We start from the raw sequence: 22834 nt of genomic DNA on the forward strand, positions 1-22834 counted from the left end.
GGGAGTGCGGGAAAAGAAGGAGGCTGCTGCGTCAGGCGAAGATGGCCGTGAGGGGCGCTTCGTTGCCGCGCGCGTGGCCGCGGTACATGCCTTCGCTGTTGAAGGCCAGGCTCAGGTTGCCGTGGCGGTCCACGGCGATCAGGCCGCCGGAGCCGCCGATGGCCGGCAGCGACTGCTGCACCACGGCGTGCGTGGCGGCTTCGAGCGTCGCGCCGCCGTAGGCCATGCGCGCGCAGACGTCGTAGGCGGCGGCGACGCGGATGAACATCTCGCCGCTGCCGGTGCACGACACTGCGGCCGTACGGTCGTCGGCATAGGTGCCGGCGCCGATGAGCGGCGAATCGCCGATGCGGCCGACGCGCTTGTTGGTCATGCCGCCGGTGGAGGTGGCGGCGGCCAGGTGGCCGTGCATGTCGAGCGCGACCGCGCCGACTGTGCCGAACTTCTTGTCCTCGTCGAGCGGGGACGGAGTTGCTGCTGCAGCCGCCGCCATCGTCGCGCCTTCATGGTCCGTCACAACGCGGCCCGTGCCGCGCACGCGGTAGAGCTGCTGGCGGCGCGCCTCGGTGGAGAAGAACGAAGGCTCGACCATCTCCAGCCCGCGTTCGCGCGCGAATGTCTCGGCGCCGGCACCGGCCAGCAGCACATGGGCGCCGTCTTCGAGCACGGCGCGCGCGGCGCGCACCGGGCGGCGGATGTGGCACACGCCCGCGATCGCGCCGGCGGCGAGCGTGGCGCCGTCCATCACGGCGGCGTCGAGCTCATGGGTTTCGTCGTGCGTGAACACCGCGCCGTGGCCGGCGTTGAAGAGCGGACACTCCTCGAGCATCTCCACCGCGAGGCAGGTGGCATCGAGCGCGGAGGCGCCCTTGAGCAGCATCGCCTGCGCGGCGGCCACGATGTTCTTCAAAGCATCGTGATAGGCCTGCGCCTGTTCCGCGCTCGTCGTCGCGGCGCTGATGGTGCCGGCGCCGCCATGGATGGCGATCACGGGCACATGGGTCTGGGTCATCGGGAAGCTTTCTTCTTCTTGCTGCCCGCGCCGCTGGGGGCGGGGGCATCGGGTGTCTGGGGTGCTGCCGCGGCGGTCCCGCTGATGCGCTGCAGGCCGTTGGCGCCATGCAGCCAGGGGCGCACCGCCTGCAGGATGCGGCCGGCCGACTGCACAGGGTCGGGCGCGCGCAGCGACACCGCGCTGGTCAGCGCCTCGATCAGCGCGAGCACGCTGGTCTCGCAGTTCGGGCGGTAGCTGGTTTCGGTCTGGCAGAACAGCGCCACGTCGGCCAAGGGGGCCAGCGGCGAGCTGGGCCGGTCGGTGAGGGCGATGACGGCGCAGCCCTGGCTGCGCGCGAGCTGCGCCAGCGCGATGGTGTCCGTCAGGTAGCGCGGAAAGGTCAGGCCGATGAACACGTCCTGCGGCCCAGCGTGCATCAGCGTGCGCGCCGCATGCGTGACGCCGCTCACGCTGGAGAGCATGCGCACGTCGCTGCAGCTGCCGTCCAGCCCGTGCTGAAGCAGGCCCGCGAGCCACGCGCTCGCGCCGAAGCCGCCGATATAGACCGAGCGCGCCTTGCCGATGCGCGCCACTGCGGCTTCGCAGGCGGCGTAGTCCAGCGTCTGACGCGTCGCGTCGATGTTGCGGCGGCTCTCGTCGAGCGCCGTGGCGAACACCTCGGCCACCGTGGTCGGCCGCTCCAGGTTGCCCCGCAGCCGCTCCACCGGCGCCACCAGCGGCTCGAAGCCCCGCACCAGCTCTGCACGGAAGGTGGCGTAGCCGTCGAAGTCGAGCGCCCGAGCGAAGCGGTTGGCCGTGGCCACCGACACGCCCACCACCGCAGCCAGCTCGTCGATGGGCAGCGTCGCCACCTGCAGCGGATGCTCCAGCACGTAGTCGGCCACCTGCCGGTGCGAGCGCGACAGCCGCGGCAAGGCCTGCGCGATGCGCTGTGCCACGGTGGTGCCTGGGGTATCGAAAGGTGTGCTCATGAAGGGTGCGTTGCGCCCGAAAGTGTGCGTTTTTTGAAAACCAGTTTACAAATATAAGTCAGATAAGAAAATTTTCTGTCATTTTTGATCACGATCGCAAGTAGCGGGCCAGCGGGAAGGGGGTTCGGGAGGTGTAGAGGCGCGCCGTTTCCCTCGTGGAGGGAACGCCCGGGCCGGTGACGGCGTGGTCTCTAGGTATTTCCCCTGATGTCGCTGATTTGCGCCGGCTGAAGGCCCGACACGTCAAAATCCTCGGCAAATGAGGGATCTGCAATGAATGAGGGGAAGCAACCGGACCGGGGTTCGACGCTGGGCGGACGGATCCTCAAGGTCGACCATGCGGGCGAGCAAGGCGCGGTCAACATCTACAGGGCGCAGATCTTCGTGGCGCAATGGACCGCACCCTCGCTCGTACCGGAGTTGCGTGAGTTCAAGTCCCACGAGGAAAGACACCGGGCTCTGTTCTGGGCAGAACTGCAGAGACGGGGATTGCGCAGTTGCCGCAGCTATTGGTTGTGCGGCATCGGCGGATGGGTACTGGGTCTGCTCACCGGGCTGCTGGGTCGCGATGCCATCGCTGCGACCACAGTGGCTGTCGAGCGCGTGGTGCTGGGACACCTGAAGACGCAATTGCGCGAACTGGCTGGCAAGGACGAAACGGCCGTCCATGTCATCTCGCAAATCGTCGAGGAGGAGCAGTTGCATCACGACCAGTCGGCGTCGCATGTGCGTGCGGGCCATGTGTGGACGAAGTTGCTGAGCCCGGTTGTTGCGGCCTCGACCGAGACGGTAATCTGGCTCGGAATGCGGCTTTGAGTTCGCTTCGATGAGTTCTTCATCCGGGCGATAAACTGCGCCCCGCACGCCGAAAGCTCGGGGTGCTCGGGATTGGCGTCTCGAAGCATCTCTGCGTTCACCGGAGGCCATTCATGGCTGCTTCTACTCGCTCGCGTACGCCATCCGCATCAACCCGCTTCGACGCTGCCGAAGCCCTCGCTCTTCAAGCCTGCGACGACACCGACAGTCTTCGCGAAGTGCTCTGCGCCTATTCATGCCTTGAAAAGCTCATCGCGCCGCTGGAGGTGGGCGATACAGAACAACTCGGTCCCACGCGCACCGAACTCGGCTCCTTGGTGCGTCTGGTCAATGAGGAAATGAGCCGTCGCATCGAAGCTGCCGACAGCGCGACCCGCGCGATGCGTGCGGCGTTGTCGGGGCCGGAGGCAGGCTGAGCGCAGCGCGGCCTTGGTGCGGATCAGGCGCTGACCGGATTCATCGGCGATGGAGGCTGCGGCCTCTCAGCCCGCGACTTCCTTTTGCATGAACACGCTCAGCGGATCGTCCGGGTACGTCCCGAACGGTCCGCGCCGCGCATAGCCCGCGCGCGCATAGAACGAGAGCGCCTCCGGCTGGCTCACGCCCGTTTCGAGCCTGAACATCGCGCAGCCGCGCGCCTTCGCTTCGCCCTCAAGGAAACCCAGCACTTTCGCGGCGACGCCTTGCCCCCGGTTCTCGGGCCGCACGTACATGCGCTTGAGTTCACCGAAGCCGGGCTCCATCACTATGGCGCCGCAGCCCACGGCCGTGCCTTCGCCATCGCGGGCGACCGCGAACAGCACGTTCGGCGCAGACAGCGCCGCAATGTCGATGCCGTAGTGGCACTCGGGTGGATACAGCGGCTTCTGGTAGGCGTCGAGGTCGTCGATGAGCTGGATGACGTCGGGCTGGGCGGGGCTTTCGAGGGAGATTCGCATCGGGTGATGGTAGCCAGACGCTGGTCTGCCCAATGCGAGAGGTTGCGAGGGTCGGAGCCAGAGAAACCCGCCGAAGCGGGTTGGGTGTAGTCGCTCAGCGGCTGATTCGCAAGGCTTTCAGCCGGCGCTCGGCCTCGCCGGGAGGGATTTTTCCTTCTGCCTCCAGCCTTTTGAGCCGTCGCTCGTCTGCTCTGTCCAGCGCATCTTTCAGGAGCGCCATCTTGCGGTCCCGGCAAGGGCTGCATTCGTAGAAGCTCGTCGGACTGTTCTTTAGGTTCATCCGTGCGTCGTACTCAAGAGCAAGAGTTCGTCCGTTAGGCTCGATACCCATGACGAGGATTTTTCCGTTTTTGAACGTAACGTTGGCACCTCCTTCGCACCCCGTGGTATCGGTTTTTTCAGGGGCGTAGGCACTGCGCGAAATCCGGCGCATATGCCGCAGGGCAAAAAGAACGTCCTCTTCCGTCAAAACGACATCATCGCAATCGAGAAAATCCTTGTTCTCCCATACCGTTCTGCCCGAAGGTTCTGTGATCTCAACCTTCTGTACACGGCTGATGGGATATCGCCTGTCGGACGCTTGCGCCGGAAACACCGCAGCCGCAATCAGCACTGCCGCTGGAATCAAGAGATCGATGCTTCGTTTCATGGCGTTGGCACCTGCATTTTCCAATTTGCCCCCTGAGCCTCTGTCGGGTTCTTGCGGCTGACCAGAGGATGGCGAAAAACTTCCTCGCTATCGATTCGAATTGCCTCCTGAAGCACGCTGACAAGCCATGAGAGCGATTGATTCTGCGCCGCAGTCGGCTCGTCATAGATTCCACGCCTGCCGCGCAATTCATCAAGAGTCAGTTCTGCTTCTTTCCCAACAGCTTTAAATCCCGCAGGCAATCTGGCCCTTCCGACGATCTCGATCCCGATTGGACTGCGCGCATGTCGCACGCGCGCGTGACCGATCATTCCGTGTTCGTCGATTTCGACAAGCATGGGTTTTCCTCCCTGAAGAATTTGTTGGTTATCGACTCTCTGCAGAAGCCAGGCCTCGCGCATCGGATGAGCGCGAGGTCACGACCTCGCGGCGCATGCTAAAGGCTTAAAAAGTGAACTGGTTGATGACTTCGTCAACCACTTGTGACCCGCTGCGCAAAGCCCATTCGTCCGCAGGGTTGAACGCGCCAACCAACAATGGCCGCGCGGCAGTCCGACCGGTCTGTCGGCCACCTTTCTTCATCCCGAATCCGCAAGCACCAAGGAGCACCACTTTGGAATACCGTCATCTGGGCAAATCCGGCCTCAAGGTCCCCGTACTGAGTTTTGGCACCGGCACCTTCGGGGGCAAGGGCGAGTTCTTCAGCGCATGGGGAAGCACCGACGTGGCCGAGGCGCGCAAGCTCATCGACATCTGTCTCGAAGCCGGCGTGAACATGTTCGACAGCGCCGACATCTATTCGTCCGGCGCGGCCGAGTCGGTGCTCGGCGAGGCGATCAAGGGGCGGCCGCGCGACAGGCTGTTGATCTCGACAAAGGCCACCTTCCGCAGCGGCGAGGGGCCGAACGACGTGGGCTCTTCGCGTCACCACCTCGTGCAGGCGGTCGATGGTTCGCTCAAGCGGCTGGGCACCGACTACATCGACCTGTTCCAGCTGCATGGCTTCGACGCGAGCACGCCGGTGGAAGAGACGCTCTCCACGCTCGACGACCTGGTGCGCGCGGGCAAGCTGCGCTACATCGGCGTGTCGAACTTCTCGGGCTGGCACCTGATGAAGTCGCTGGCCGTGTCGGAGCGCCACGGCCTCGCGCGCTATGTCGCGAACCAGGCCTACTACTCGCTGGTCGGCCGCGACTACGAATGGGAGCTGATGCCGCTGGGCATCGACCAGGGCATCGGCGCCGTGGTGTGGAGCCCGCTGGGCTGGGGCCGGCTCACGGGCAAGATCCGCCGCGGCCAGCCGCTGCCCGCCAACAGCCGGCTGCACGTGACGGCCGACATGGGCCCGCCGGTGCCCGACGAGCTGCTGTACCGCGTGGTCGATGCGCTGGAAAAGATCGGCGCCGAAGTCAGCAAGACGGTGCCGCAGGTGGCGCTCAACTGGCTGCTGCAGCGTCCGACGGTGTCCAGCGTGGTGGTCGGCGCGCGCGACGAGGCGCAGCTGCGGCAGAACCTCGGCGCGGTGGGCTGGAACCTCACGCCCGAACAGGTTGCCGAGCTCGACGCGGCCAGCGCGACGACGCGGGCCTATCCCTACTGGCACCAGCAGGGATTTCTCGAACGCAACCCGAACCCGGTCTAGCGTCCTTTTCTAGCCGGGCGTCAGCCCGAGCACCCAGCGCTTGAAGTCTTCCAGCGCCCCGGAGGCCGGCCGGCCTTCGGGGTACGCGAAGTAGTAGCCCTGGGGCACGTCGAGGTGCCGGTCGACCGGAATCACGAGTTCGCCCGTGCGCAGCTCGTGCTCGATCAGGATGCGCGGCGCGAGGCCCACGCCCATGCCGGCGGCCGTGGCCGCCACCACCATGGTGAAGAGTTCGTAGCGCGGCCCGCGCGAGGCATGCACCGTGTACTCCCAGCCCTGCTGCGCATACCAGTCGCGCCATGCATGGGCGCGCGTGCTCAGGTGCACGTGGCGGCAGCGCTCGAAGCCGGCTTCGTCCCACGGCCCGTGCGCGTCGCGGAAGGCGGGGCTGCAGATGGGCACCATCTCTCCCTCGGAAAAGATCAGACCGCCGCGCGTGTTGGGCCAGAACTGGTCGCCGAAGTAGATGGCCGCGTCGTAGGCGTTCTCCTGGAAGGAAAAAGGCTGCGAGCGCGCCGACAGGTTCACCGTGATGTTCGGATGCAGCCGGCTGAACTCCGGCAGGCGCGGTATGAGCCACTGCGTGGCGAAGGTGGGCACGACGGCAAGCTCCAGCACGAAGCCCATCTCGTGGCCGGCGCTGATCTCCAGCGTGTCGCGGCGGATCTGGTCGAGGTGGCGGCGGATGCGCGCCGCGTACTCGCGGCCGGTGTCGGTGAGCGTGAGGCGGCGCCGCACGCGCGAGAACAGCGGCACGCCCAGGCGCTGCTCCAGCATGGCCACCTGCCGGCCGACGGCGCTCTGCGTGAGCGCCAGTTCGCTCGCCGCGCGGGTGAAGCTGCCCAGCCGCGCAGAAGCCTCGAAGGCCTGCAGCGCGCCGAGGTTGGGAATGTCTTTTCTCATCGATCGATAGCCAGCAGTTGTCTCGTTGCCGGTGCCGAAGCACCGGTCGTGCCCGGGTCGGATTCCTTCCCGGCTCGCACAACGTTGTGAGTTTTTAGCGTTTGTTCCGTGTCCGCCCGCGACTCTATTCTGCGTGCCGACCCCTGCCAACGATACGAGGAGACTTCCGATGATTGGTTCGCGCACCCGTCGCAATGCCGCCGTTGGCATCGCACTGGCTTCCGTCCTGGGCCTGCCCGCCGCCGCGTTCGCGCAGGCTGCCGCCGAGCAGACCGTCACCATCGGCCACGCGGGCCCGCTCACCGGCGGCGCGGCCCACTGGGGCAAGGACAACGACAACGGCGCGCGCCTCGCGGTCGAAGACCTGAACAAGCAGGGCCTCGTCATCGGCGGCAGGAAGATCAGGTTCGTGCTGCAGTCCGAGGACGACCAGGCCGACCCCAAGCAGGCCATGGTGGTCGCCAACAAGCTCACCGACATGGGCGTGAAGGGCATCCTGGGCCACTTCAACTCGGGCGCGGCCATTCCGGCCTCGGCGGTCTACAGCCGCGCGGGCCTGCCCGACGTGTCCACCGCCACCAACCCGAGCTTCACGAAGCAGGGCTACGACAACGTCTTCCGCATCCTCGCGAGCGACGAGGACGTGGGCATGGCCATCGCCAGCTACACGGTGAAGGACCTGAAGGCGAAGAACATCGCGGTGATCGACGACCGCACCGCCTACGGCCAGGGCGCCGCCGAGGTGTTCACGCGCGGCGTGAAGGCGCTGGGCGGCAACGTCGTGGCGCAGGAGTACGGCAGCGACAAGGCCACCGACTTCATGGCCATCCTCACCACCATCAAGAGCAAACAGCCCGACGTGGTGTTCTACGGCGGCATGGACGCGCAGGGCGGTCTCATCGCGCGGCAGATGAAGCAGCTCGGCATCACGGCCAAGCTGCTGGGCACCGACGGGCTGTGCACCGACGAGGTCGCGAAGATCAGCGGCGGCGCGGTCGACGGGCTGCTGTACTGCACGCGCGGCGGCAAGGAAGTCGAGAAGACGTCCAAGGGCGCCGATTTCGAGCAGCGCTACAAGGCCCGCTACGGCACCGAGGTGCTGACCTACGCGCCGTACCTCTACGACGCCATGATGGCGCTGGCCGCCGGCATGCGCGCCGCCAACTCGGTCGAGCCGCAGGCCTACCTGCCGGCCATGCGCAAGGTGAAGTTCGACGGCGTCACCGGCACCATCAGCTTCGACGCCAAAGGCAACCTGCAGAAACCCGACTTCACCGTCTTCACCTACAAGGACGGCAAGCGCGTGCGCGTGGCGGGCTCCTGAAGAGGGCGGCCCGCATGCGCACGCTGGATGCCGCGCAGACCGCCGCCGCGCTGCCTTACGGCGCGCTGGTGAAGGCGCTGCTGCAGATGTTCGAGCGCGAGCGGCTTGGCGAGGCGCATGCATCGCCGCGCACCTGCGTGCAGCTCGCCGGAGGTGGCGTCATGCTGCTGATGCCGGCCGCCGACCGGCGCTTCGCCGCTCTGAAGACGGTGACCGTGCACGCCGCCAACGCGGAACTCGGCCTGCCCGTGGTGCAGGGCGATGTCGCGCTGATGGATGCGGCCACCGGCACCCGGCTGCTGGCGATGGATGGCAACGTGCTCACGGCGCGTCGCACGGCGGCGCTGTCGCTGGCCGGAGCGGCGAGGGCGGGACGCACGGAGGCGCGTCGCATGCTGCTGATCGGCGCCGGGGTGCAGGCTCGCGCGCATGCCGAGGCCTTCGCGGAGGTCTGGGGTGTGCGACAGATGAAGATTCATGCGCGGACGCCCGAGCACGCCGAGACGCTGGCCCGGCATATGCGCTCGCGGGGCGTCGATGCCGAAGCGATCGCCGACCCTGCTGCGGCAGCGGAAGAGACCGCCCTGATCGTCGCCGCGACCAATTCGCAGGAGCCCGTGGTGCCGCCAGGCGTGAGGCCGGACGCCACCCTCATCGCCGTGGGCGCCTATCGCCCCGACATGGCCGAGGTGCCGCCAGAACTCGTGCGCCGCTGCGCCGTGTTTGTGGATACGCTGGAGGGCGCGCGCAACGAGGCGGGCGACCTGATCCGCGCGGGCGTGGACTGGGCGGCGGTGCAGGCGTTCCGCGATGCATCGCCGGCGCCGCCGGGCCGGCCGGTGCTGCTCAAGACGGTGGGGCATGCACTGTGGGACCTCGCGGCGGCGCAACTGGCCCATGAAGGGCAGGGCTGAATCAATGAAGGCAGACAGCAGCAAGGAAGGCAATTCATGCGGCGTGTGGTGATCATCGGCGGCGGGGCCATCGGCTCCGCCATCGCCTACTTCCTGACCCGCGAACCCGACGGCGAGCGCTTCGAGGTCACGGTGGTCGAGCGCGACTTCTCGTACAAGCAGGCATCGTCGGCGCTGTCAGCCAGCTCGATCCGCCAGCAGTTCTCCACCGCCATCAACATCCGGATGTCGCTCTACGGCATCGACTTCTTTCGGGATCTTGGCGAGACCCTTCGCGTGGGCGACGAGGTGCCCGACATCGGCCTCGTCGAGCCCGGCTACCTGTACCTGGCCTCGCAGGCCGGCGTCGAGGTGCTGCGCGAGAACCACGCGATGCAGAAGGCGCACGCGGTGGACGTGGCGCTGCTCACGCCCGATGAACTGAAGGCGCGCTTTCCGTGGATCTCGACCGACGGCGTCGAACTCGCCTCGCTCGGTCTCTCAGGCGAGGGCTGGTACGACGGCTACAGCCTGCTGCAGGCTTTCCGCAGGAAGGCGGTGTCGCAGGACGTGCGCTACGTGCAGGCGCATGCGATAGGCCTGCGCCGACACGGCCGCACCGTGACCGGCGTGCAGCTCGACAGCGCCGAGACGCTGGAAGCCGACTTCGTCGTCAACGCCGCCGGCGCCTGGGCCGCGAAAGTGGCGCAATGGGCCGGCATCGACCTGCCGGTGCGCGGCCGCCGCCGCAGCGTGTTCAGCTTCTCGTGCCCCGAGACGCTGCCCGGCTGCCCGCTGGTGATCGACACCTCCGGCATCTGGCTGCGCCCCGAGGGCCGCCAGTTCATCTGCGGCTTCGCGCCGCCGGAAGACCATGACCTGGATGACGCGCCGCTCGAGGTCGAGTACGAAGCCTTCGACAGCTTCATCTGGCCCTCGCTGGCCGAGCGCGTGCCCGCTTTCGAAGCCATCCGCATGACCGGCGCCTGGGCCGGCTACTACGAGATGAACGTGTTCGACCACAACGCCATCCTCGGCCTGCACCCCGACTGCGACAACCTCTACTTCGCCAACGGCTTCTCGGGCCACGGCCTGCAGCAGTGCCCGGCGGCGGGGCGCGGCGTGGCGGAGTTGATCCGCTTCGGCGAATACCGCAGCCTCGATCTGTCGCCGGTGTCCTTCGCGCGGATTCTCGAGAACAGGCCCTTGCTCGAGAAGAACGTGATCTAGGTCCTGTTTCGTCAGGGCATCGCCAGCGCGGTGAACGGCCCTTGCTGGCCCAGCGCGGATTGGCCTTCATTGAGCACCGCGACCAGCCTGCCGTAGAAGAACGGAAGGCCGAAGTCGATCGCGCTGGTGCCCGAACTCGCGGCGGCGATGTTGTCGACCGCCACGACGCCTGGATTGCCGGTGAAGAGCGATTGCGCGCTCGCGATCGCGAAGCTCTGGCTCAGCGCCGGGCCCGTCGCAGCCGTGAAGCTGGCGCTGAGGGCCAGTGTGCTCGCAGGGCAGTAGAAGCCCTTGAACGTGCCATTGCTCGCGCACTGGGCGATCGTGGAATCGTTGAGAAAGAAGAAGTTCGACCCGCTGTCCAGGAAGCTGTCGGGAAAGCTGGTGTTCTTGTAGCTGACCGAAACGCTGAGCGTGCGCGAGTCGGTTTTCAGCACCGTGGCTCCGCTCATGGCGTTGTTGCCTTGCGTCGCCACGCCGAAGTAGAGCGTGCCGACGGTCACGCCTTGGCCGGCCGATGAGATCGCCGGCAGGCCGAGCACGACGCCGTTGTTGTCCTGCGCGAAATTGGCGACCACGTTCTGGGCCTGCATCGCGAGCGGAACCGTGGTCCCCTGGCACGACGCGCCGGCGGCGCAGGTGTAGTAGGTGGCCGGAATGGCCTGCTGCGCGCATGCCGCGCCGCAGTCCTGGAGAACCGCGGCGACGCCGATGATGCCGTTCGTACCGAGTTTGTCCGGAGTGTTCTCGGGCTGCAGCGTGTTGTTGTCCGAGCATGCGGCGGGCACGTTGCCGGAGTTCAGATCGCCCACGATCTGCAGCGGCTGCGCGCTGGCGGACTTCGGCCCGAGCGTGACGTCGGCGACGCGCATCGTTCCCCATGTGTAGCCGTCGAGGAACTGGGCGCAGGCGTTCAGCGGCGCTCCGTTCACGGCTTCCTGGGGCAGGGCCGACTTCATCGCCGAGTTCAGGGCGTCGGCGGCGATGCGGATGCCGGTGGAGCCGGTGTCGACCAGCACGTTGTCGATGGTCTGGCAGGTGCCGGTTCCCGGTGCGCAGAGCCTGATGCTCACCTGCGGCAGGTTGACGCCGCTTGAATCGGTGCCGTTGGACACGGTGAGCGGCATCGAATTCTGCGAACTCGACGCGGCGGTGGCGGGGGGAGTACTGGGCGCCGGAGCAGGCGCCGGCGCGGAGCTTCCCGCGGCCGGCGTCGAAGTGGGCAGGAGCCCGATCGGCAATGCGCCACCACCGCCTCCGCCGCCGCCACCGCCACCGCAGGCAGCAAGGCCCAGCAGGCTCGCGGCACAAGCCACGGCGCGAAGGAGGTTCATGGCACCGGCTGCGCGCCGGTTGCCTGCTTGTCGTGAGTCCATGGGCACGAAGGGCGAAGATGAGTTGAAACGATCAGGAGCCTTGCGCGATGGCCAGCGAGTCGGGGTCGACTCCCGCGGGCAGCATCCGCGGCAGCCAGGCGACGCCGGCCGACAGCCGCTGGTGCGACGAGGCATGGACCGCGAAGTCCTCGTCGTGTTGCGACGTCGTGGCGTGGGAGCCCCTGCCAAGCTGGCGCTGCGCCCGGGCGTTGTCGGCCATCTGCCTGGCGTAGCGCGTGCCAAGCAGCACCGAGAGTTCCGGTCGGCGCGGCCCGCGCCACGCGACGGCGAACACCGTGCCGTCGGCCGTCAGGTACTCGCGCTGGACCAGGCCATCGTCGGACGTGCTTTCCCGTGTGCTCCAGCCGGTGGCGGATTCCGTCTTGGCTGCGGCACCGGTCGCTTCGGCAGCGGCCGCCTTGCGCGACACCATGTCGATCCGCTGGCCCGGCGCCAGCGTGGGCGCGCCGCCTAATTCGGCGAACGCGAAAGGCGTGGCGAACAAAGACGCAGCCAGCGCCAGGGCCGCCCGCATCGATGCCCTTCCGGCGCCGCGCGCATTGCACTCTCGTGACCCACGTTCCATTCAGTTTCCTTTCCGTCCCGACCGCGCGCAGATTACTGCCGGCCAGCGTCGGCTTGATAAAGACCCGGCGGGCCGCACAGGCAGGAGCGCCAAGTCGGCCAGCGATCAGGTTCGCGGTGTTAACGAGTGAGCGGCACGGGCGTACCATGCCCGCCAGAGAGGTGCCCCGCATGACCGAACGAACACTGATCGACACCGCCCGCGCGCTCGTCGCGGACGATAAGGGCCTGCTCGCGATGGACGAGAGCAACGCCACCTGCAACAAGCGCTTCGCCGCACTCGGCATACCGCAGACGGAGGCTGCGAGGCGCGACTGGCGAGAGCTGATCGTCACCGCGCCGGGCCTGGCCGACAGCATCTCTGGCGCGATCCTTTTCGACGAGACGATCCGGCAGAAGACCAACGCAGGCCAGCCCTTTGCGAAGGCGCTGGCCGACGCCGGCATCATTCCCGGCATCAAGGTCGACACGGGCGCCAAGCCGATGGCCGGCCACCCCGGCGAGACCGTCACCGAAGGGCTCGACGGCCTGCGCGAGCGCCTTGCCGAATACGCCACGATGGGCGCGCGCTTCGCCAAGTGGCGCGGCGTGATCGCCATCGGTGACGGCCTGCCGAGCCGCGCCTGCATACGTGTCAACGCACATGCACTGGCGCGCTATGCCGCGCTGTGCCAGGAGACCGCGCTGGTGCCTATCGTCGAGCCCGAGGTGCTGATGGACGGCGACCATTCGCTCGCGCGCTGCGCAGAGGTCACCGAGGAGGTTCTGCACCGCACCTTCGTTGAATTGCGCGCACAGGGCGTCCTGCTCGACGGCATGCTGCTGAAGCCCAACATGGTGCTGCCGGGGCTGAAGGCTGCCGTGCAGGATTCCGTCGAGGCAGTGGCAGAGGCGACTGTGCAGTGCCTGCTGCGCACCGTGCCGGCCGTGGTGCCCGGCGTGGCATTTCTCTCGGGCGGCCAGCCGGCGCAGTTGGCGTCGGCGCGGCTCAACGAAATGAATCGTCGCTACAAATCGCGCCTGCCATGGGCGCTGACCTTCTCGTTCTCCCGCGCGGTGCAGCAGCCAGCGCTCGATGCATGGAAGGGCGATGCGGCCAATGTGGCGACTGCCCAGCAGGCGCTGGTGGAGCGCACCAGCGCCAACCGGGCCGCGCGCCGCGGCGAATACAAGGAATGACCTGGCGCCCGCTCAGCCTGCCTTGGCCGCCTTCACCAGTGAAGGCGTGGCCTTGTAGCTTTCGGGGAAGAGCTTCTTCAGGTCGTCGATCTTCGGCATGTCGTTGATCGCGATGTAGGGCTGGCTCGGGTGCAGCGTCAGGTAGTCCTGGTGGTAGTCCTCGGCCGCGTAGAAGGGCTTCGACAGCTCGACCGTGGTGGCCAGCGGCTTGCCGAAGGTCTTCGCCTGGTTGAGCTGCGCGATGTAGGCGTTGGCGATGCGGGCCTGCTCGGCGTTCTCCGCGAACACGGTGGAGCGGTATTGGGTGCCGGTGTCCGGCCCCTGGCGGTTGAGCTCGGTAGGGTCGTGCGCCACCGAGAAATAGATCTGCAGCAGCTTGCCGTAGCTGACCTGCTGCGGGTCGTAGGTGATGCGCACCGACTCGGCATGCCCCGTGCGGCCCGAGCCGACTTCGTCGTAGCGGGCGGTCTTCGCCTCGCCGCCGGCATAGCCCGACACGGCGTTGCTCACGCCCTTGACGCGCTGGAACACGCCCTGAACGCCCCAGAAGCAGCCACCGGCGAACACGGCGGTTTCGGTCTTCGTGCCCGGTGCCGCGGCCAGGTCGGCGGTGGGCGCGGGCACGCGGCGGGCGGTTTCTGCGAAGGAGGGCGCCGCCTGCCAGACGAGGACTGCGGCAGCCAGCGTGCCGGCGGTGAGTGCGAAGGATTTCTTCATGGTGCGGATTCCTTGAGGGATGTGACATTGACGCCGAATCGCCCCGGCGTCAATGGTGATGCGGTAGCGCTGTGGGGCGGCAGCGCGGCGGGGCGCCTACTTCTTCATCTCGTCCTTGCCCATGGCGTCCTTCTTCATGGCGTCCTTGGACATGGAGTCCTTCGCCATCGAGTCCTTCTTCATCGCGTCTTTCGACATGGAGTCCTTGGCCATCGAATCCTTCTTCATGCCGTCCTTGGACATCGAGTCCTTGGCCATGCCGTCCTTCGCCATTTCGTCGGCGGCAAAGGCCGAGGCGCCGGCGAAGGCCATGCAGGTGGCGAGAAGGGTTGCGGTGAGCTTGTTCATTTGGCGTCTTCCTGAGTGAGTTGAGGTTGGGTCTTCAATGTCGGCTCGGTTCCGGTGGAACTCCGCCTTTCGCTTTCTTCGGCAGTCGAGTGGCTGTCGGCCCCTCAGCTCCCTCCGAACCAGTTGTAGCCCTGGTCTTCCCAGTAGCCACCGGAATAGGTGTTGGTGACGAACATCGCCTTGATGTGCTTCGGGTTCTTGTAGCCAAGCTTGGTGGGCATGCGCAGCTTCATCGGAAAGCCGTACTTCGGCGGCAGCGGCTGCCCGTCGTAGCTCAGCGCGAGCAGCGTCTGCGGATGCAGGGCGGTGGGCATGTCGATGCTGGTGTAGTAGTCGTCGGCGCACTTGAAGCCGACGTACTTGGCCGTGAGGTCGGCGCCGATGTGGCGCAGGAAGTCGGCGAAGCGCACGCCGCCCCATCGGCCGATGGCGCTCCAGCCCTCCACGCAGATATGCCGCGTGATCTGCTCCTGCTGCGGCATGGCGCGCAGTTCGGCCAGCGTCCAGGCGTGCCTGTCGGCGACCATGCCGGTCACTTCGAGGCGATAGCCGGCTTCTTCCACCTCGCGCACCTCGTCCTCGCCGTAGTAGGCGTTGAAGGGAAAGGGGCGGGTGATCTCGGCCTCCGTGTAGGTCGGCGCGAGCTGCGTGGGGCTGAAGATCAGGCCCTGCACCTTGTCGTTGAAGCGGGAGATTTTCGTGAGCGCGGCCTCCACCTGCGCGTTGTCGCTGATGCTGCAGCCGGTGAGCAGCGAAAGGCCGCCGAGGGTGAGCGAGCGCTGCAGGAAGACGCGGCGCGAGGGCTCGTCGAGCTTCTTCGAGATCAGCGTGCGGGCTTCGCGCAGCACGGCGTCGCCGTCGATGCCGCTCAGGGTGGGGGCTTTGAATATCTTCATCGGGCTTTGGCGGCGCGGCCGCGGATCATGGTGAGGAGCGTGCGGGGCACCAGGGCCACCATCACGAGGTGCACGACGACGAAGGCGACGATCGCGGCCATGCCGAAGAAGTGCACGCGGCGCGCCGACTCGTAGCCGCCCATCAGCTCGCGCAGCACCGGGAACTGCACCGACTTCCACAGCACCAGGCCCGAGAGCATGATCACGATCAGGTCGAGCATCACGAACAGGTAGGCCAGCTTCTGCACGCTGTTGTAGTGGCGCGGGTCGGCGTGCGAGAGCCTGCCCTTGAGCGCGGCCAGTGCGTCGTGCAGCACGCCGCGCGGCGTCAGCGGAAAGAACTTCGTGGCCAGCCTGCCGGTGGCGATGTTCATGAACAGGTAGAACAGGCCGTTGGCCACCAGCAGCCACATCGCCGCAAAGTGCCATTGCAGGGCGCCGCCGAGCCAGCCGCCTAGCGTGACCACGGTCGGGATGGTGAAGGGGAAGAAAGGCGAGGCGTCGTAGATGCGCCAGCCGCTGGCGACCAGGATCACCACGGCCAGCGCGTTGAGCCAGTGCGAGATGCGCATCCACAGCGGATGTACCGGCCCGGCCGTGGCCGTGGCGGGGATGGGGGCGGTGGCTGTCGTGCTGTTCATGGGGCGGATTGTTCGGCGCACCCCATGGCCGATTCATCACGCAAAGTTCAATTAATCGTGATAACTCCGCCGGCCGGATGGCGGGACAATGGCGCCACCATGGACACTCCCAAGCGCGTGCTGATCGTCGAGGACGACGCCCACATTGCCGAACTGCTGCGCATGCACCTGCGCGACGAGGGCTATGCCATCGAGCACGCCGCCGACGGCCACGCCGGCCTGCGCGAGCTGGAGCGCGGCAACTGGGACGCGCTGGTGCTCGACCTGATGCTGCCCGGCATCGACGGCCTCGAGATCTGCCGCCGCGCCCGCGCGATGGCGCGCTACACGCCGATCATCATCATCAGCGCCCGCTCGAGCGAGGTGCATCGCATCCTCGGCCTGGAGCTGGGGGCCGACGACTACCTGGCCAAGCCCTTCTCGGTGCTGGAGCTGGTGGCGCGCGTGAAGGCGCTGCTGCGGCGCACTGACGCGATGGCGCGCAACGCACGCATGGACTCGGGCAGCCTCACGCTGGGCAACCTCGACATCGAGCCGCTGGCGCGCGAAGTGCGGGTGGACGGCAAGCCGGTGGAGCTCACGCCGCGCGAGTTCGACCTGCTGTACTTCTTCGCGCGCAACCCCGGCAAGGTGTTCTCGCGGCTCGACCTGCTCAACCAGGTCTGGGGCTACCAGCACGACGGCTACGAGCACACCGTCAACACCCACATCAACCGGCTGCGCACCAAGGTGGAGGCCGACCCCACGCAGCCGAAGCGCATCCTCACCGTGTGGGGGCGCGGCTACAAGCTCTCGGCCACCGGCAGCGCGGAGGAGGCCGCATGACGATGGCCTGGGCCACGCTTTCGCGGCGGCTGTCGGCCGTGTTCGCAGTGCTGCTGCTGGTGTGCTGCGGCGCGTCGGTGTGGCTGCAGGTTCGCTCCAACGGCATGCACGAGCAGGAAGTGGTGCAGCGCCTCTCGCTCGGGCTGGCGGCGCACATCGCCGAAAACTCCGAACTCATGAAGCCCGGAGGGCTCGACCAGGCGGCGGTGAAGGACCTGTTCGACAAGCTGATGGCCGTCAACCCCAGCGTGGAGGTCTACCTGCTCGGGCTGGACGGCCGCATCGAGGCGCAGGCCGCGCCGCCGGGACACCTGAAGCGCGACAGGGTCGACCTGGGACCGGTCCGCAAGCTGCTCTCGGGCGCACCGCTGCCCATCGCGGGGGACGACCCGCGCAGCCCGACCGGCGCCAAGGTATTCAGCGCCGCGCCGCTGCAGATGGGCGGGCGCGACGCGGGCTATGTCTATGTGGTGCTCCAGGGCGAGGACCACGACGCGCTGGTCGCCAACGTGGCGGCCGACAACGTGCTGCGCACCACGCTGTGGGCGATGGGGCTGGTGGCGCTGCTCGGGCTGCTTGCGGGGCTGGCGGCATTCCGGCTCATCACGCGGCCGCTGCGCGAGCTGACGGCGGCGGTGAAGCGCTTCGAGACCGAAGGCATCGCATCGCTCGAAGGCGAGGCGCCCACGCTGGAGCGGCTTTCGCGCGGCAGCGACGAGATCGCCCAGCTGGGCCAGGCCTTTGCACAGATGACGAAGCGCATCGCCGAACAATGGCGCGAGCTGACCTTGCAGGACCAGCAGCGCCGCGAGCTCTTCGCCAACATCTCGCACGACCTGCGCACGCCGCTCACCTCGCTGCATGGCTACCTCGAAACGCTGCTGCTCAAGGCCGGCACGCTCGACGAGGCGGAGCGGCGGCGCTATCTCGAAATCGCCCTCGGCCAGAGCCGCAAGGTCGGCCGGCTGGCGCAGGAGGCCTTCGAACTGGCGCGGCTCGAATACGGCGTGGTCAAGCCCGAGAAGGAAAGCTTCGCGCTGGCCGACCTGGTGCAGGACGTGTTCCAGAAGTTCGAACTGGCGGCAGAAGCAAGGCACCAGCGCCTGAAGCCCGACATCGCGCCCGGCCTGCCGGTGGTGTCGGCCGATCTCGGCATGATCGAGCGCGTGCTGACCAACCTGCTGGACAACGCGATCCGCCACACGCCCGAGGGCGGCGAGATCGTGGTGCAGCTGCGTGCTGAGAACGGCGGCGTGACGGTGCAGGTGAGCGACACGGGGCCGGGCATTCCGGGCGAGCTGCAGAAGGCGATCTTCACGCGCCCGGTGTTCATGAGCGGCTCGCGCGCCGACGGCACGGCGAGCAGCGGCGGGCTGGGGCTGGTGATCGTCAAGCGCATCCTGCAGCTGCACGGCAGCGACATCCGGCTGGTGCAGCAGGCCGACAAGGGCGCGGTCTTCCGCTTCCAGCTGGGTGGGGCAACAGCGGGCTGAAGGCTCTTTCCGGGGCTGGGCGTGCGAGGCGGTCGATGCTAAAAAAGCAGCGCGACCGCCCCTCAACACAAGGAGACAGCCCGTCATGCCAGCCTTCGAAACCGTCCTGATCGACAAGGACCCGCAGCACCCGCGCATCGCGCGCCTGGTTCTCAACCGGCCCGACAAGCTCAACGCCATCGGCGAGACCACGCCCGCCGAGATACGCCGCGCGGTCGAATGGGCCGAGGCCGACGACGAGGTGCACGTGATCGTGGTCGAGGGCGCAGGCCGTGCCTTCTGCGCCGGCTACGACCTGGGCGATTACGCCGAAGGCCATGGCCGCCAGGGTGACGGCGACCAGGGCGACCACCCCTGCCGGCAGGAAAAGACGCCCTGGGACCCGATGCTCGACTACGCCGCCATGAAGCGCAACACCGACGACTTCATGGCCCTGTGGCGCAGCCGCAAGCCCACCATCGCCAAGGTACACGGCTACGCGGTGGCCGGCGGCAGCGACATCGCGCTGTGCTGCGACCTGCTGACCATGGCCGACGATGCGCGCATCGGCTACATGCCCACGCGCGTGTGGGGCTGCCCGACCACCGCGATGTGGACCTACCGCCTCGGCGCCATGCGCGCCAAGCAGCTCATGTTCACCGGCGACACCATCACCGGCACGCAGGCAGCCGAATGGGGGCTGGCCAATTTCTCGGTGCCGGCTGAGCGGCTCGAAGACGCCACGATGCAGCTCGCGCAGCGCATCGCGGGCGTGCCGAGCTCGCATCTCATGATGCACAAGCTGGTCGTCAACCAGGTCTGGCATTCGATGGGCCTGGAGCAGAGCCAGATGTTCGCCACCGTGTTCGACGGCATCACGCGCCACAACCCCGAGGGCATGTGGTTCAGGCGGCAGGCGGAGGCCGAAGGCTTCAAGAGTGCGGTGCAGTGGCGCGACAGCGGCCGGCCGATTCCGGAAGGCGACGAGGCGAGGGCGCGTATCGCCGAACTTGAAGCGAAGGTGGCGGCGCGCGGTTGAGCACCGCTGCCGCGGCGCTCAGCCCTCGCGGCGCGTGACGACCACCGTGGCCTCGAGTCCCTCGTAGGCCTCGGGGTCGCCGAACCAGCTGCCCGAGATCGGCGCCGCCAGCGAAGGGTCGCGTGCCACGCCCACGCGGATCAGCTGGCCGCTGCCCATGAGGTTGTTGGTGGGGTCGAAGGCGAGCCAGCCCACGCCCGGCAGGTAGGCCTGCAGCCAGGCGTGCGTGGTGCCGGCGCCGGTCATCGAGTCGGGCTCGCCCTGAGCCCGCGCGGCGGTGTCGAGTGCCGCGTCGTAGAGGTAGCCCGAGACGAAGCGGGTCGCGATACCCAGGCGGCGCGTGGCTTCCATCATCAGCAGCGCGTAGTCGCGGCAGCTGCCGCTGCCCAGCGCCAGCGTTTCCAGCGGCGTCTGGGTGCCTTCCTCGTCGCGCGCCTTGTATTCGAAGCTCCGGCCGATGTGCGCGTTCATGCGCGTGAGCACCTCGCGCGTGCTGTTGGGCTTGTCGGCCTGCAGGAACTGGTGGGCCCAGCGGATCAGCGTACCTTGCTCGTCGTCGTCGTGGTGCGGGCGCAGGTAGTGCTCCAGGTCGAGCCGCTCCTGCACCGAGTAGGCGAAGGGCAGGAATTCCGCGGACGGATCGAGTGTGAACAGGTCGCGCTGCGACGGCGGCACGTGCTCGATGGTGAAGGAGCACACGATGCGCAGCTCGGTGGCTTCGCCCAGTGGCTGCACCAGCGCGACGGAGTTGGAGTACGGGTCCTGGATGAGCCGCGTGTTCGCCTCCGGGCTCACCTGCAGGTCGGTGGCCAGCACGCGCAGGTCGTGGCTGTCGCGCGGGCGGAACATCACCCGGTGCAGGCCGAAGCTGACCGGCTGGTTGTAGCGGTAGACGGTGGTGTGCCTGATGTCGTACTGGGTGGCCATGCGCCGCATTCTCGTGCCTTCGCGCGGCAAAAGTGTGGAACGCACGGGCGTCGATGCCGCAGAATCGGCGCCCGTCCATTCGACCGTCCGGCTCGCACATCCGTTGCGCCACCCAGGAGATTCCGGCCCGCCATGTACTGCGCCACCTTCATCTTCGCCAAGAAGCAGTTCGACGACGAGTTCCACCGCCTCGACCAGACCATCGCCGCAGCCGCCAGGTCGCTGCCCGGCTACCTGGGCGAGGAGACGTGGGAAAACCCGGGCAACGGGCTCGTGTCGAACGTCTACTACTGGGATTCGCTCGACAGCCTGCAGGCGCTGATCAGCCACCCCGCGCACCAGCAGGCCAAGGCCGCGCAGGCGAACTGGCTCGACGGCTACAAGGTGGTGATCTCCGAAGTGCTGCGCACCTACGGGGACAGCCGCATCGACCACATACTGGCGCCCTCGGTGCACAGCGCCGGGTAGTCAGGCAGGCAACCGTTGCCCGAAGCCTTCGGCCCTTTGCAGGTGCTCGGCGGGCCGGCGATCGGCATCTTCCCGGGCGCCATGGTGGCCTGCTGGGCGTGACCCCGGCGACGGGCTGATTCTCAGAGCCGCTGAGTGCCGAGCGCCTTGGCCAGCGTGGCGGGCAGGGGCAGCGGTTCGGCATGCCACTGCGCGGCGAGCAGCTCGGCGCACAGGGCCGCGAAGCTCAGGCCGCGCGAGCCCAGGGCTGTGCAGGTCCAGAGGCCAGCATCGACCGGGCCTGCAAGAGGGCGCCGGTCGCCCGAAGCGCATCGAACGCCGACCCATGTGTGGCTCTCGCCGCCGGCCAACGCCCTAGCGGCGTCCGGGTGCAGACGCTCGAGGCGCTCGCGGTTTGCGTTGCTGTCCGCCTCGGTGGGGTCGAGGCTGGTGCTGTCGCGATCGAAGGTGGCACCGGCCAGCCACATCGCCGCATCGCCGTGCTCGCCGGGGACGTGAGCGACCAGATGACCGTCGCCGTTGACCGGCGTCGTGGGTAGCAGGGCGCTGTCGTCGGGCATCGGGCCCCAGGCGACCTGTCCGCGCACTGGCTGCAAGGGGAGCGCGGGAGCGAAGCGGCCCGATTCCAAGCCGGCACAGATCACGATGCGATCCGCTTCGGTCAGCAGCTCGCCGGCCGCGTCGAACAGTTGCCAGCCGTCTGCATGGCGCTCCAGCCGTTCCACCCGGCAACGGCCGCGGAACTCGATGCCCGGCTGGCGCAGCCAGGCGGCAATCAGCCGCTGCGGCTTCACCCAGGCCGCCCGCGCATGCCAGATCGCGGGAGTGCCGGCGGGCAGGCCGGCCGCCGACAGCTCGTCGCTATCGGCAGGCCACGATTCGTTCGGCCCCTGGCTGCTCCAGCCGGCGGGCACGCGGACATCGCCATCGGGCCGGCGCTCCAGCACGCCGCTGGCGCGCCAGTCCCGGCCTTCTTCGAGCAGCCGTGCCAGTTCGATCCAGGTCGCACGGATGCCGGCGCGCGTGAGCCGCGAGAGCAGGGCGTCGTCGGGCGATACATGCGGCGCGAGCATGCCCACCGGCAGCCCCGAGGCGCCGGATGCGGGCCAGTCGGCAGCGTCGAGCACCGTCACCTGCCAGCCGCGCCGCGCCAGGCTGGCCGCCACGGCTGCACCCGCGAGGCCCGCGCCGATGACGGCACAGCGGCCCGGCGCCTCGACGCGCTCCGGCGCGGGTTCGCGGCGGCGCACGGTCCAGGCGGGGGCGAAGGTGCCGCGCAGGCAGTCGCGCTTGGGCGGCAGGCCGGGTCGCTTCTCGACGGCGAAGCCTTGCTGCGCGAGCGCATCGCGGATCGCCCGCGCGATGGTCCAGGTGGCGATGCGTGTGCCCTGGCGGGCGAAGCGCGACACCGCCTTGAGCGTGTCCGCCGACCACATCGCCGGGTTCTGCTGCGGGCTGAAGCCGTCCAGGAAGATGCTGTCGGCCTCGAAGCGCTGGGCGCGCAGCATGGGCTGCACGTCGCCGACGCACAGGGTGAGCATCACGCGGCCCTCGTCGAGAGTCAGCCGGTGGAAGCCCGGTAGCAGGCCGTTCCACTGTGCGGCCAGTTCACCGGCCAGCGGAGCGAGTTCGGGGTACGCCCCGGCCGCGCGCACCAGATCCCCGGCCGAGACCGGATGGGCCTCGACCGAGACGAAGTGCAGCAGCCGAGGCCGTGCCGGATCGGCGCGCCACGCCTGCCAGGTTGTCAGGAAATTGAGGCCCAGGCCGAAGCCGGTTTCGAGAATCCGCCATTGGGGCTGCCCGCCCCAGGCCTCGGGCAGGCCGCAGCCGCCGAGGAAAACATGGCGCGACTGGGCCAGTGCGCCGGTTTCGGTGTGATAAATGTCGTCGAAGCGTTCGCTCCGGGGAACGCCGTCGGCGCGCCAGGTAACAGGCTCACCCCCAGGCTTCGCGTACTTCGTGTCGCTTCGCCCACCC

Annotated in this window: 25 protein-coding genes; 11 read left to right on the forward strand and 14 right to left on the reverse strand. The window is 67.9% G+C overall.

The annotated features are described in order from the left end of the window. Positions 1-31: 31 nt before the first annotated feature. Together ABL838_RS14040 and ABL838_RS14045 are read right to left on the reverse strand one after the other, a co-directional pair. Positions 32-1012, reverse strand: coding sequence for an isoaspartyl peptidase/L-asparaginase family protein (locus ABL838_RS14040; protein ID WP_418125671.1), 981 nt, complete (start codon positions 1010-1012; stop codon positions 32-34). Further along, entirely contained in the window at positions 1009-1986 is a 978-nt protein-coding gene (locus ABL838_RS14045) for a MurR/RpiR family transcriptional regulator (RefSeq protein WP_418125672.1), read from the reverse strand. Before ABL838_RS14045 ends, ABL838_RS14040 begins: the two co-directional genes overlap by 4 nt. A gap of 273 nt (positions 1987-2259) precedes the next feature. Between ABL838_RS14045 and ABL838_RS14050 the strand changes: the two genes are divergently transcribed. After that, a complete protein-coding gene (locus ABL838_RS14050) occupies positions 2260-2802 on the forward strand; it encodes a demethoxyubiquinone hydroxylase family protein (RefSeq protein ID WP_184638297.1) in 543 nt (180 codons plus the stop codon). A 113-nt stretch (positions 2803-2915) separates the two neighbouring features. Continuing rightward, on the forward strand, positions 2916-3218 hold the full coding sequence (locus ABL838_RS14055; RefSeq protein WP_184638295.1) for a hypothetical protein: 303 nt from the start codon (positions 2916-2918) through the stop codon (positions 3216-3218). Positions 3219-3284: 66 nt separating this feature from the next. Here the strand turns inward: ABL838_RS14055 and ABL838_RS14060 are convergent, their stop codons facing one another. The 3 genes from ABL838_RS14060 to ABL838_RS14070 all read right to left on the reverse strand — a co-directional run bounded on the left by ABL838_RS14060 (position 3285) and on the right by ABL838_RS14070 (position 4727). Beyond that, positions 3285-3740, reverse strand: coding sequence for a GNAT family N-acetyltransferase (locus tag ABL838_RS14060; protein ID WP_184638293.1), 456 nt, complete (start codon positions 3738-3740; stop codon positions 3285-3287). Between the two features lie 94 nt (positions 3741-3834). After that, positions 3835-4389 (reverse strand): hypothetical protein, encoded by a 555-nt coding sequence (locus ABL838_RS14065; RefSeq protein ID WP_418125673.1) that lies wholly within the window; start codon positions 4387-4389, stop codon positions 3835-3837. Next, positions 4386-4727 carry a hypothetical protein gene (locus tag ABL838_RS14070; RefSeq protein WP_418125674.1) on the reverse strand — a complete coding sequence of 114 codons (342 nt, stop codon included), beginning with the start codon at positions 4725-4727 and terminating at the stop codon, positions 4386-4388. The genes ABL838_RS14065 and ABL838_RS14070 overlap by 4 nt, the downstream gene beginning before the upstream one ends. Before the next feature lie 275 nt (positions 4728-5002). Between ABL838_RS14070 and ABL838_RS14075 the strand changes: the two genes are divergently transcribed. Continuing rightward, positions 5003-6031 carry an aldo/keto reductase gene (locus ABL838_RS14075; protein WP_418125675.1) on the forward strand — a complete coding sequence of 343 codons (1029 nt, stop codon included), beginning with the start codon at positions 5003-5005 and terminating at the stop codon, positions 6029-6031. 9 nt (positions 6032-6040) lie between these two features. On the opposite strand, the gene ABL838_RS14080 is transcribed toward ABL838_RS14075, so the two are convergent. Beyond that, entirely contained in the window at positions 6041-6934 is an 894-nt protein-coding gene (locus tag ABL838_RS14080; protein ID WP_126019298.1) for a LysR substrate-binding domain-containing protein, read from the reverse strand. A gap of 169 nt (positions 6935-7103) precedes the next feature. Here ABL838_RS14080 and ABL838_RS14085 point away from each other — a divergent pair, with 169 nt between their 5' ends. From ABL838_RS14085 to ABL838_RS14095, 3 genes are read left to right on the forward strand one after another with little or no spacing between them, the layout of a single operon-like run. Beyond that, complete coding sequence (locus ABL838_RS14085; RefSeq protein ID WP_418125676.1) at positions 7104-8258, forward strand: branched-chain amino acid ABC transporter substrate-binding protein; 1155 nt, start codon at positions 7104-7106, stop codon at positions 8256-8258. Positions 8259-8272: 14 nt separating this feature from the next. Next, positions 8273-9172 carry a delta(1)-pyrroline-2-carboxylate reductase family protein gene (locus tag ABL838_RS14090; RefSeq protein ID WP_418125677.1) on the forward strand — a complete coding sequence of 300 codons (900 nt, stop codon included), beginning with the start codon at positions 8273-8275 and terminating at the stop codon, positions 9170-9172. A 36-nt stretch (positions 9173-9208) separates the two neighbouring features. Next, complete coding sequence (locus ABL838_RS14095) at positions 9209-10381, forward strand: NAD(P)/FAD-dependent oxidoreductase (RefSeq protein ID WP_418125678.1); 1173 nt, start codon at positions 9209-9211, stop codon at positions 10379-10381. Positions 10382-10392: 11 nt separating this feature from the next. Here ABL838_RS14095 and ABL838_RS14100 read toward each other — a convergent pair whose 3' ends face one another. Together ABL838_RS14100 and ABL838_RS14105 are read right to left on the reverse strand one after the other, a co-directional pair. Beyond that, positions 10393-11715 carry a DUF3443 family protein gene (locus ABL838_RS14100; RefSeq protein ID WP_418125679.1) on the reverse strand — a complete coding sequence of 441 codons (1323 nt, stop codon included), beginning with the start codon at positions 11713-11715 and terminating at the stop codon, positions 10393-10395. 73 nt (positions 11716-11788) lie between these two features. Continuing rightward, positions 11789-12343, reverse strand: a complete 555-nt coding sequence (locus ABL838_RS14105) for a DUF2844 domain-containing protein (RefSeq protein ID WP_418125680.1) — start codon at positions 12341-12343, stop codon at positions 11789-11791. 170 nt (positions 12344-12513) lie between these two features. On the opposite strand from ABL838_RS14105, the gene ABL838_RS14110 reads away from it, so the two are divergent. Continuing rightward, a complete protein-coding gene (locus ABL838_RS14110) occupies positions 12514-13521 on the forward strand; it encodes a class I fructose-bisphosphate aldolase (RefSeq protein ID WP_418125681.1) in 1008 nt (335 codons plus the stop codon). A 12-nt stretch (positions 13522-13533) separates the two neighbouring features. On the opposite strand, the gene msrA is transcribed toward ABL838_RS14110, so the two are convergent. From msrA to ABL838_RS14130, 4 genes are all read right to left on the reverse strand, one after another. Then, on the reverse strand, positions 13534-14238 hold the full coding sequence (msrA, locus tag ABL838_RS14115; protein ID WP_418125682.1) for a peptide-methionine (S)-S-oxide reductase MsrA: 705 nt from the start codon (positions 14236-14238) through the stop codon (positions 13534-13536). 96 nt (positions 14239-14334) lie between these two features. Next, positions 14335-14586, reverse strand: a complete 252-nt coding sequence (locus tag ABL838_RS14120) for a pentapeptide MXKDX repeat protein (protein WP_418125683.1) — start codon at positions 14584-14586, stop codon at positions 14335-14337. A 104-nt stretch (positions 14587-14690) separates the two neighbouring features. After that, on the reverse strand, positions 14691-15482 hold the full coding sequence (locus ABL838_RS14125; RefSeq protein WP_418125684.1) for a molybdopterin-dependent oxidoreductase: 792 nt from the start codon (positions 15480-15482) through the stop codon (positions 14691-14693). After that, complete coding sequence (locus tag ABL838_RS14130; RefSeq protein ID WP_418125685.1) at positions 15479-16123, reverse strand: cytochrome b/b6 domain-containing protein; 645 nt, start codon at positions 16121-16123, stop codon at positions 15479-15481. The genes ABL838_RS14125 and ABL838_RS14130 overlap by 4 nt, the downstream gene beginning before the upstream one ends. A 99-nt stretch (positions 16124-16222) precedes the next feature. On the opposite strand from ABL838_RS14130, the gene ABL838_RS14135 reads away from it, so the two are divergent. The 3 genes from ABL838_RS14135 (at position 16223) to ABL838_RS14145 (ending at position 19459) form a co-directional block, all read left to right on the forward strand. Further along, complete coding sequence (locus ABL838_RS14135) at positions 16223-16948, forward strand: response regulator transcription factor (protein WP_184638267.1); 726 nt, start codon at positions 16223-16225, stop codon at positions 16946-16948. Further along, positions 16945-18441, forward strand: coding sequence for an ATP-binding protein (locus ABL838_RS14140; RefSeq protein ID WP_418125686.1), 1497 nt, complete (start codon positions 16945-16947; stop codon positions 18439-18441). Before ABL838_RS14135 ends, ABL838_RS14140 begins: the two co-directional genes overlap by 4 nt. Before the next feature lie 85 nt (positions 18442-18526). After that, complete coding sequence (locus ABL838_RS14145) at positions 18527-19459, forward strand: crotonase/enoyl-CoA hydratase family protein (RefSeq protein ID WP_418125688.1); 933 nt, start codon at positions 18527-18529, stop codon at positions 19457-19459. An 18-nt stretch (positions 19460-19477) separates the two neighbouring features. On the opposite strand, the gene ABL838_RS14150 is transcribed toward ABL838_RS14145, so the two are convergent. Continuing rightward, entirely contained in the window at positions 19478-20386 is a 909-nt protein-coding gene (locus ABL838_RS14150) for a transglutaminase family protein (RefSeq protein WP_418120278.1), read from the reverse strand. Positions 20387-20518: 132 nt separating this feature from the next. On the opposite strand from ABL838_RS14150, the gene ABL838_RS14155 reads away from it, so the two are divergent. Then, positions 20519-20854 (forward strand): antibiotic biosynthesis monooxygenase family protein, encoded by a 336-nt coding sequence (locus ABL838_RS14155; RefSeq protein ID WP_418125690.1) that lies wholly within the window; start codon positions 20519-20521, stop codon positions 20852-20854. 122 nt (positions 20855-20976) lie between these two features. Here the strand turns inward: ABL838_RS14155 and mnmC are convergent, their stop codons facing one another. Next, a complete protein-coding gene (gene mnmC / locus ABL838_RS14160) occupies positions 20977-22740 on the reverse strand; it encodes an FAD-dependent 5-carboxymethylaminomethyl-2-thiouridine(34) oxidoreductase MnmC (RefSeq protein WP_418125864.1) in 1764 nt (587 codons plus the stop codon). Positions 22741-22834 lie beyond the last annotated feature (94 nt).

The sequence above is a fragment of the Variovorax sp. 160MFSha2.1 genome (assembly GCF_048305075.1).
GTDB lineage: Bacteria > Pseudomonadota > Gammaproteobacteria > Burkholderiales > Burkholderiaceae_C > Variovorax > Variovorax guangxiensis.